The sequence below is a fragment of the Halochromatium sp. genome, from assembly GCF_054919635.1.
In genome coordinates this window covers 1-9556 of sequence record NZ_JBUDPI010000127.1, presented here as the reverse complement: position 1 = coordinate 9556, position 9556 = coordinate 1, and the positions used below count along the sequence as shown (strand labels likewise).

The 9556-nt window shown below is 63.6% G+C and carries 7 protein-coding genes; 3 read left to right on the top strand and 4 right to left on the bottom strand.

What is annotated here, in order from left to right; all coding sequences use genetic code 11:
• Positions 1–81: 81 nt before the first annotated feature.
• Positions 82–1140: a 3-deoxy-7-phosphoheptulonate synthase gene (locus ACY693_RS09555; protein WP_462321596.1), complete on the bottom strand. Its 1059-nt coding sequence runs from the start codon at positions 1138–1140 to the stop codon at positions 82–84.
• Between the two features lie 544 nt (positions 1141–1684).
• Here ACY693_RS09555 and ACY693_RS09550 point away from each other — a divergent pair.
• From ACY693_RS09550 to purU, 3 genes are all read left to right on the top strand, one after another.
• Positions 1685–2494, top strand: a complete 810-nt coding sequence (locus ACY693_RS09550; protein WP_462321595.1) for a lipocalin family protein — start codon at positions 1685–1687, stop codon at positions 2492–2494.
• A gap of 253 nt (positions 2495–2747) precedes the next feature.
• Positions 2748–4772, top strand: coding sequence for a peptidoglycan-binding domain-containing protein (locus tag ACY693_RS09545; RefSeq protein ID WP_462321594.1), 2025 nt, complete (start codon positions 2748–2750; stop codon positions 4770–4772).
• A 151-nt stretch (positions 4773–4923) separates the two neighbouring features.
• Complete coding sequence (gene purU / locus ACY693_RS09540) at positions 4924–5778, top strand: formyltetrahydrofolate deformylase (RefSeq protein ID WP_462321593.1); 855 nt, start codon at positions 4924–4926, stop codon at positions 5776–5778.
• Positions 5779–5788: 10 nt separating this feature from the next.
• Here purU and ACY693_RS09535 read toward each other — a convergent pair whose 3' ends face one another.
• The 3 genes from ACY693_RS09535 to ACY693_RS09525 form a co-directional block, all read right to left on the bottom strand.
• The gene (locus ACY693_RS09535; RefSeq protein WP_462321592.1) at positions 5789–6061 is read right to left on the bottom strand and encodes an oxidative damage protection protein; all 273 of its coding nucleotides are present in this window, start codon (positions 6059–6061) and stop codon (positions 5789–5791) included.
• Between the two features lie 68 nt (positions 6062–6129).
• On the bottom strand, positions 6130–7254 hold the full coding sequence (gene mutY / locus ACY693_RS09530; protein ID WP_462321591.1) for an A/G-specific adenine glycosylase: 1125 nt from the start codon (positions 7252–7254) through the stop codon (positions 6130–6132).
• A gap of 92 nt (positions 7255–7346) precedes the next feature.
• Positions 7347–9368: an AsmA family protein gene (locus ACY693_RS09525; RefSeq protein ID WP_462321590.1), complete on the bottom strand. Its 2022-nt coding sequence runs from the start codon at positions 9366–9368 to the stop codon at positions 7347–7349.
• Between the last annotated feature and the right edge of the window lie 188 nt (positions 9369–9556).

Sequence of the window (9556 nt, the reverse complement as noted above, 5' to 3'; positions counted from 1 at the left end):
ATCTCGACGAAGCTCGCCGCGGGTATCGTCTGGCCGGCTTCGACGAGAAATAGCCGGCCCAACACCAAGTCTTAATAGGCGCTAGCAGCGTACGCGACGACGCTCGGCGGCCTCGGCCAGCTGCATCAGCATCGGTCCGGTCTGTTCCCAAGCGAGGCAGGCATCGGTGATGCTCTGGCCATAGACCAGGCCTCCCGCAGCGGTGAGGTTCTGCCGACCGCCGACGAGATTGCTCTCAATCATCGCGCCGCAGATGCGGGTCTCGCCGCGTGCGATCTGACCAGCGACATCCTCGGCAACTCGCATCTGCTTATCTGGCTGCTTACCGCTATTGGCATGGCTGAAGTCGATCATGATCTTAGGCACCAGCCCCGACTCCTGGATCGCAGTGGCAGCAATATCGACACTCTCAGTATCGTAGTTCGGACGACTGCCACCGCGTAGGATCACGTGAGTATCCTCGTTACCCGTGGTACTAAAGATGGCCGAGTGCCCCGCCTTGGTGAGAGACATGAACACATGGGGCCGCGCCGCAGCATGGATCGCGTCGATGGCCACCTTGACGCTGCCATCTGTTGCGTTCTTGAACCCAACCGGACAGGACAGCCCGGAGGCCAGCTCCCGGTGGCCTTGGCTCTCGGTGGTGCGGGCACCAATGGCGCCCCAACTGACGAGGTCGGCAATGTACTGCGGGCTGATCAGATCGAGAAACTCGGTGCCAGCAGGCACGCCCTGATCGTTGAGGTCGACGAGGAGCTGCCGCGCCAGCCCTAGCCCCTTATTGATCTCGAAGCTGCCGTCCAGGTTCGGGTCGTTGATCAGACCCTTCCAGCCGACCGTGGTGCGTGGCTTCTCGAAGTAGACCCGCATCACGATTAGCAGCTGATCGCTGACCTGATCGCGCAGAGCGCGCAACGCTTGGGCATAGTCGAGTGCTGCCGCCGGATCATGTACCGAGCATGGGCCGACGACGACCAAGAGCCGGTCGTCCTGTCCATGCAAGATGTGCTGGATGGCCTGCCGGGTTTGGTATACGGTCGCTGCCGCCGCATCGGTGATCGGAAATTGGGCGTGCAGGTCCTGAGGTGCAATGACCTCTTTGATCGCACGTATGCGAAGATCGTCTGTTTCGTAACGCATGCTCTACCGTGGTGCGGGCTGAAACGCACCTTCGACTCGAAACCCCGAATTATGCCTGCGACTGCGTTCAGATCGCCATGTAATCGAACCCAAAATATCGAAACCAGAATTCCGAGCCCAAAGCGTTGATCGTCGCGGCTGCCAAGAATGGCAAGCGGTCAGTAGGTAGAAACCCGCATTTTTCCTTACCAACGGTTGCTGTCAGGGCTTCTAGGCCTAACCTTTGCATCGAGGTTTAGGGCTTAGGTTTTTATGGCTTAGGATCTTAGGGCTTAGGTCTAGTTGCTTGGGTCCCTCTGCTGAGCTCCAGGTTGCGGCCTGGCTCGGTTTGTCCCTTAGCTCGTGCTCGATACCACCAAGGTCGATGGCCTGAGCCACTCAAGACCTGAGGGCAACATCCGCTGGGGAAACATCTGGTCGGCTGGCCGCAGTCTGGCCCTTGCTCCCTCATCCATCAACCTGCCTCCGGCAGTAATATCTCATCCTCTATGATGTTATCTCGAACTGACGCGAACCGAGCTCGTTGCCCCCGGGGAGCGGTGGCATGACGGATCGTCCGCCACCCAAGCTTCGCAGCAGCCTAGCCAATGGCCGGCGCAGCGGCCGCCGCCCGACCAAGACGGTCTCGGCCGATCGCAACGATGATCCTGACCTCGCCGACAAGACAAGCCGCACCCCGTCCACCGTGCGCACAGACCAATCGACACGAGCGGCGACACCGGCGACCACGACCGGGCTGTCCGACTGGGCCGAGGAGATCTACACCGCCCCACCCGGTAGTCGACAGCGCGATGATGTCGACGCCCAGGTCACCGTCAGCACGCGTTTGCGCAAGCCAAGGGTCTATCTCACAGCACCAAGCACCGTACCGTTCCTGGACCTCAGACGCTACATGGGCCGCTGGTACGAGGTCGCGCGACTACCCTACTTCACCCAGCGCCGTTGCACCCAAGATGTGCAGGCGGATTATCTGCTGGGAGACGATGGCATGGTCTATGTCACCAATCGCTGCACCCATGCCGACGGCGGCGTCGGTACCGCAAAGGCCATCGCACGGGTGGTCGATCGCAAGAGCAACAGCCGCTTTGAGATCAGCTTTCGGATGCTTTACGGCGTGCATGTGCTTTGGGACCATTACTGGGTCATCGGACTTGGCGACGAGTACGAGTATGCGCTGGTCGGCCAACCATCGCGACGTCGCGCCTGGATCTTGGCGCGCGATCCTCAGCCGTCCGAGGCGCAGATCGAGCAATGGCTAGCCGAGTTCGCAGACAAGGGCTTCCCAGCCCAAGCCTTTGAGCGGACGCGCCAAACCGGCCGCACCGCTGTGGCGGATGCAGTCCAAGACGCCTGATCGCGTCCTGACCACTACAGCGTCAAGCTGCCGTCGATGATTTAGGAAGCCCTGGCCGATGGGATGGCGTTATTCCGGGCGCCCATCTTCAGCGCCCTAGATGCTAGGCTTCATTCGTAACGCCTTGATATCGAGGAGTGACGGAATGATCGAGCGACCAGAGCACAGGCCGAATCGTTTGCGTTTTCGTGGGGCGGCAGCGTTCTTAGCTTGCAGCTTGGCGTCCGCCTCGGCAAGCACCGTCTTAGACACAGTGATCACGGACTCCGTCGCCCCGGAGCCCGGCGCGTTAGCGCTTGACGACTATCGCGCGATGGCGGCGCTCGAGGCACGCAACTACGACCCGATCCAAGACATCTCGCCGCGCCAAATGCTAATCCTGCTCGAGGTAGCACAGCGCACCGGATCAAGCCTGGGGCTAGCGCTAGCCACCGGAGAATTCGAGAGCGCAAAGACCTGGAACGATTTCGTCCGACCGACGATCGCAGAAGGCCAATTGGGCTCGGCAACCGGCGTCTGGCAGTTCATTCCCTCGACCTTCTATCGCATCATCAAGCGCTACGGTGCCGAGTTGCTCGCGGCGAGCGCCGCAGACGCGTCCCTGCGTCGCGAGCCAATGGATCTCGGCGCCGGGCCGTTCAGCGATCAACAGGTGCGCCGGATCATTCAGGAGACCCTGGCTGGGACGCGCGATGCCGACGACGAGCAACTGCAGCTCCTGCGGCACAATTTCACGGTCCTGGCCTTCGCGAAGCATTACCTGAGCGTCGACACCGGAGCCAAGACCCCAGAAGAGGACTACCTGTTCCATTTTCTTGGAGAACAGCGTGGTCGACAGATCTTGGCCTTGGCGCGAGGGGAAGCCCGCCACACCCTGAGCGTTGCGCCGGCGCAGTACGCGACTGAGCCCCGGCTGCCAACGGGTTCCGGCCTATCGGCCGACCGCGGACGAGAGATGATCCGTCTGCCGGGCCGCAGCTTGGGCGCAGGATCATCTTATTCATTGGCCGGCAAACAAGCCGGCCTGGCCACGACAACGCGACTCATCCCGAGACAGCGCTCGAGCTTGGGCTCGCGGCGATATGCGCGTCGCGAGACGCGGTCCCAGCTCGGTGGCGCTGGCGCCTATGGTGCGTCGCGGGGCTCCTCATCTCGGCCAGCGATCCGTTCCAGCCCAGATGTCGCTACCCAGCCTCGGGCCTCATCCCAATGGGCTCTCCCGGCGAGCTCGCCGGTGGTCACCGGCAATCCCGGCATGTTCTATCGAGATGCGAGCAGCAAGACCAGCCCTTACACGTGGGCCGAGTTCTTGAACGCACTCTCGCAGCGGGTACAGGCCAAGCAACAACCGGCGATGGTCCGTGCCAAGTATGGCGTCGGCTTCCAGCTCAAGGGTGGCGATATGCCGGACTGGATGCTCGATGGCGAGCCGATCACGGAGACGGTCGAGTTTCGTTATGAGATCGGTGGCCGGGAGATGACGGGCCATACCGCTGATAGCCGTGTCCGACTGCCCCCGCGGCTGATCACTGGTCCACTGGATGCCGCCGAGACAGAGGCCTATAAAGCGCGCCTTGCCGAGCTGATCCAGCTGGGTGAAGACCAACCCTTGTCGTCGCTGCCACCAACGGCCCTGTCCGCGCTCCAGCATCTGGGCCTGCTGCCACCCGAGCTGGAGGACGGCGATTACGAAAGCCCGGAGATTCACCAGGCCCTGCAAGCCTTCCGCAAGCTCATCGGCAAGGACGCGCCCGATGATCCCGCCTTGGCCAACAGCCTGATGCCGAGCGAGCGCGTCGCACTCGAGATCTACGACCAGCGCATCGCTCGCTATGCCGCACTTCAGGCCGCTCAGCGAGTGGCGATGCGGCAGGGTCTCGACCTGATGGGCATCAACCGTCTGCTGAAGAGCCACCAGCAGGCCTCGAGACCGCACATTGCAACCCTGCAGAAGGCGCTTGCCGAAGCGGGCCTGCAGACGCAAACCCAAGCACGCAAACGCACCCAACCGGCGCACTTCGACGGCATCGCCGGCAAGCTGACACAGGGCGCACTCAACCAGTTTCAGCTGCGCAACGGCCTGCGCCCAACCGACGGCCTCTTGGACCCAGTGACCGCCGCGATGCTCGGCCTCCGGCCGCTAGGCCGCGAAATCTTTCTGCCGCCCTCCGGGCCGCAGTCCCCGCTCCAGCCCGAGCGCGTCACCTCCCCAAGCTGCGAGACCCCGGAGGTCACACGCAACCTCGCCTTCTACCATCTCCTGTCTTCATCCAGGTAGCTAGCCACAAGCTGCAGTGCCTGGCGAGACAGTGCTCTCCATCACCGATTCGTCGGCATCTGCGCCCGCTCAACGACCGGGCCAGTGGTCAGAGGCTTAGCGGAAGGCTAGGATCTTTGGTCGTTCATCAAGCCCGAGGCCAGACTTGCTCATGGAGCGCTCTTACCGACTCATCGTCTCTTGTCCCGATCAGGTAGGCATCGTCGCCGCAGTGAGCGAGTTCATCGCCGCGCATGGTGGCTGGATCACCGAAGCGCACCACTATTCGGACCCGGAGAGTCAGTGGTTCTTCATGCGCTATGTGGTCCGGGCCGCATCGCTCCCCTTCGGTGAGGATCGCTTTCGGGCGCTGTTTGAGCCAATTGCGACGCGTTTTGCGATGCACTGGTATCTGACGGATACCGGTGTGAACCGCCGAGTGGTGCTGTTGGCGAGCAAGCAGGCGCACTGCTTGTCGGACCTGCTCTACCGTTGGCGCAGCGGCGAGCTGGCCTTCGATATCCCTTGCGTGGTCTCGAATCATCCGGATCTGGCTGACTACGTCCGTTGGCACGGGATCGATTACCAGTACTTGCCAGTCGATCCGACGGACAAGGCCGAGCATTTTGCTGCCGCCAATCGTGTCATCCAGGCCGCCGGTGCGGATCTGGTGGTCTTAGCGCGTTATATGCAGATCCTGCCACCCGATCTCTGTGAACGCTATCCGGGCCGGATCATCAACATCCATCACAGCTTTCTGCCATCCTTCATCGGGGCTCGACCCTATCATCAGGCCTCGGCGCGTGGGGTCAAGCTGATCGGTGCGACCTGCCATTACGTAACCAGCGAGCTGGATGCCGGACCGATCATCGAGCAGGACGTCGTGCGTGTCGGCCACCATAATACGGTCGAAGACATGGTCCGCTTGGGTAAGGACGTCGAGAAAACGGTCCTAGCGCGCGGGGTTCGCTATCACCTCGAAGACCGCGTGCTGCTGCACGGCAACAAGACCGTGGTCTTCGCCTGAGGTAGGCTGGCTACTGCTTCGGGGGTACATAGCCCTCAGGCATCTCAGCACCTTCGCCGAAGAAGTACTTCTCCATCTGCTCCTCGAGAAATTTGCGCGCCTTGGGGTCCATCGGGCTCAGACGATTCTCGTTGATGAGCATGGTCTGATGCTTGAGCCAATCCGCCCAGGCCGGCTTAGAGACGTTCTCGAAGATGCGTTTGCCAAGCTCGCCGGGATAGGGCGGCCGGTCCAGACCCTCGGCTTCACGGCCGAGCTTTACACAGTTGACCATACGGCTCATCGGGCTACTCCTGTCGTTTGCATTGGCTTGGTTTGCTCTGGCGGTCAACCTCGGCGGCTGCGCCTGGCCTATTCGCTCCCAGCTCGTTGAGCCAGCTCTGCAAGAATGTGCCGGATCGGCGCCGGTAATCCAAGGCCGCCTGGCTGCGCCGGATCGACCCAGACCTTATCGCCCTCGTCGCCGATTCGCGCCGGTGGCGATGCCAGCAACACCAGCACTGGTTGCATCTCGAACTGGAAGTGGCTGAAGGTATGTCGGCGCGGCGGCAGCATTTCAAGTCGCAGCACCGATGCCTGCAGTCGCGAGCGGCACCAATCCGCGACATCAGCATCGACATCAAGCTCCGGCGGCGTCCAGAGCCCGCCCCAGATCCCGGCCGGTGGTCGCCGCTGGAGCAAGAGCTGTCCTTGCTGATCTTGGACGAGCAGCACTTGTGCGGCACGCAGCGGTACCCGCTTGCGTGGCTTTGGGGCGGGATAGTCACGTACGCGGTCCTGCGCCAGGGCTTGGCAGCAATCGGCCAAGGGGCAGCTCGCGCAGGCCGGGCTGGAGCGCTTACACAGCGTCGCCCCCAGGTCCATCATCGCCTGATTGAAGGCCGCGACCCGCTGCACTGGCGTCAGCGCCTCGGCGAGCGCCCAGAGCTGGCGCAGCACCGCGCTGCCCCCTGGCCAGCCGGGGATCGCGAAGCAGCGGGCCAAGACCCGTTTGCAATTGCCGTCGAGGATCGGATGATGCTGACCGAGCGCGAGCGACAAGATGGCGCCAGCGGTCGAGCGGCCGATGCCGGGCAAGGTCTCGAGCACCTCGATCTGCTCGGGGAAGCGTCCTTGGTGCTCGCTGACGATGACCTGCGCCGTGCGATGCAGGTTGCGCGCCCGCGCGTAGTAGCCGAGCCCGGACCAGAGATGGAGGACCTCATCCGGCTCGGCTGTAGCCAGTGTGGCCAGATCCGGGAAACGTGCCATGAAGCGCTCAAAATAGGGCACCACGACGGCGACCTGGGTCTGCTGCAGCATGATCTCCGAGATCCAGACGCGATACGGGGTTGCATCGCGCTGCCAGGGCAGATCCTGGCGACCATGGCGGTCGAACCAGCGCAATAGGCGTTGGCCGAAGTCGTCTACAGCAGCAGTACGCGGCGTCGGCACCCCGCTTTGTTGAGCGCTAGCCTGACGCGCTGGCGCTGTCATGCTCGCGCTCGTGAGCGGTCGGCTTCGCGTTGCTGGGCTTCGGCTCGGCATAGACGCAATCCCTCATGCTTGCGGCCTGGCGTGGCTCTGGCTCATTGCCCAAGCAATCCCGGCAGGATCTGTCGCAGCCCATCGCCGAGCCCCTTGATCCCGGTTCGATCCTCGAGCTCATCGAGCAGCCCATTGTCCTCGCGCAGCGCACGCCGCGCAGCCGCATCGAGCGCGGCTCGGACATCGACCTCCCAGCGCGGGTCAGCCCAGGGTCCCTGCGCTCGGACCGGGATCGGGATGTCTTCCAGCTCCGTGATCCCGCGCCCCTTCGGCGGCGGGGTCCTCACCGCTTCCAGCTCGAGCGCGATCTGCTGCGTTGTCAGGTCCAACTGCCCGCCACCGTCGATATTGAGGAAGTTCGAGCGCAGCTGGATGTCGTCGCTGCTGAATTGCCCCTCTGCCCCACTAGCCGACAGACTGAGGGCGCTGAATCGGGTCAGATTCTCGGCATCCTCGGGCGAGACCCCAATAGCCCCGATGGTACCGGTGATCAATTGCCCGAGGTCGACCATGGTAACGGCACCATCGCGCACCGCGAACGCGGCCTCGCCGCCCAGCGTCTGGATGATCGACGCCGGATCAGCACCATCCGCATTGAGGTTCAGCTCGATCTCGGCGAGACCCGTGATGGGTGGCTGTCGGGCTGCCCCGAGCGGCACGTCGGCCAGCAGAGCCTCGACATCAACACCGCCGGCGGTCGCCTCAAGCCTCAGGTCCGACGCCGGAAACGGTGAAGCCAGAGACCCGGAGGCCAGAGACTGGGAAGCCAGAAAGGGGGGCACCAGAGTCGCAGCAAACCGCGTCTCGAGCCAACCGCCGTAGAAGTCGGCAGTCGAGTCGAGCTCGAGCGCCTGCTGCAGCAAACGCCCCTCGAGCTGCACCGAGGTCAGCTCAAGCCCACCCAGCCGCAGTTCACCGGCTGCCAACTGGAGCTCGACGCCCTGGGCGCTGGGACTGGTCTCGGACAGCGCTGGTAACGGCGACAATGATGGCAGTGGCGGTAATCGTGGCGGCATCTTGGAGGTAGCATGGCTGCTCACCGACGGTGCAGCAGCGCCTTCTGCGCCTGGTAGATAGGCATCGAGCCGGAGCCGATCCACCGCGAAGGCCAGCTGGCCTGCGATCGGCGCTGACGGCGCCAGCGTCGCTGTGGGTAGCGGCAGCAGCCGCAGCCGGGCCGCTGCCCTTGCTCGGGCTTGATCGATGCCAAGGGTTGCATTGTCGATCGCCACCAGGGGGCCGCGAAGCTGGAGGTCGAATTGACCGCCAACCCTGTTCAGGCTGTCTGCGGTGCCGGGCATGCTCAGAGCGGCCTGCTCGACGAGCCAGCTGCGCAGGTCGAAGCTAGGCACCTGCAGCTCGGCGTCGACACCCAGCCCGAGGGGCGTCGGAAACAGCTGGCCCGAGCCCATGATCCGCAGCCGATCGGCGATCAGCTCGAATGGATCGATTGCCATCCGACCCGTCATGACCTCGATCAGCACCGCGGCATCGATCTCGATCGGCAGGCCTTGGCCGCCGGCACTGGCGCCAAGACGCAGACGCAAGGGTTGCAGCACCATCTCGGTAAGCGGATCGGCCAGCCTGATCTCGGCCTCCACTAAACCGGGCAGCGAGGATCCCTCCGGATCAGCGCTCGAGGCGTCGCCACTTGCTGTCTCAGCACTCAGGCTCTCAGCACCGCCTGCATGAGCAGCCGGAGCCGCAATGTTGGGGGGCTTAGCGGCGAACGCAGGCGCAAAGAGCCTGAAGGTTGCATCCAAACGACCGCTACGACCGGGGCCGATCGGGCCAGCGGTCAGGTTCAGCGCACCCAGGCCGGATCTCGAGTGGCCCCCAGCCGGCTGTGCAGGTCCCGACAGCTCGCCGTCACGAATGATCAGGCGTTGGATCAGCGGCAGCGTTGGCGGCTTGGCGACAGATGCACGCACTGTCGGGCTGGCATCAGCTTCAGCCTCGACATCGGAGTCTGCGTCGGGCGTCACTCCAGGTGCCGCTTCGGCTGCATCGGGCGCCCGAGCCGCCTCAGTCGCCGCCTCGGTCGCAGCCTCAGTTGCAGTCACAGACCCAGTCGCTCGCCGCATCGGAGGTGCTGTTGTCGTCTCAGATGGCAGGTCGAGGCTCGAAACCGCGACGTGAGGCTGGGAGGTCACCAAGACCGGGAAGCGAGCATCATTTGCCTCAGTCGGCCAAGCCGGACGAAGACCCGTTCTGCTTGCGGCTTCGGACCGCATGAACGCTGAGGCTGCAG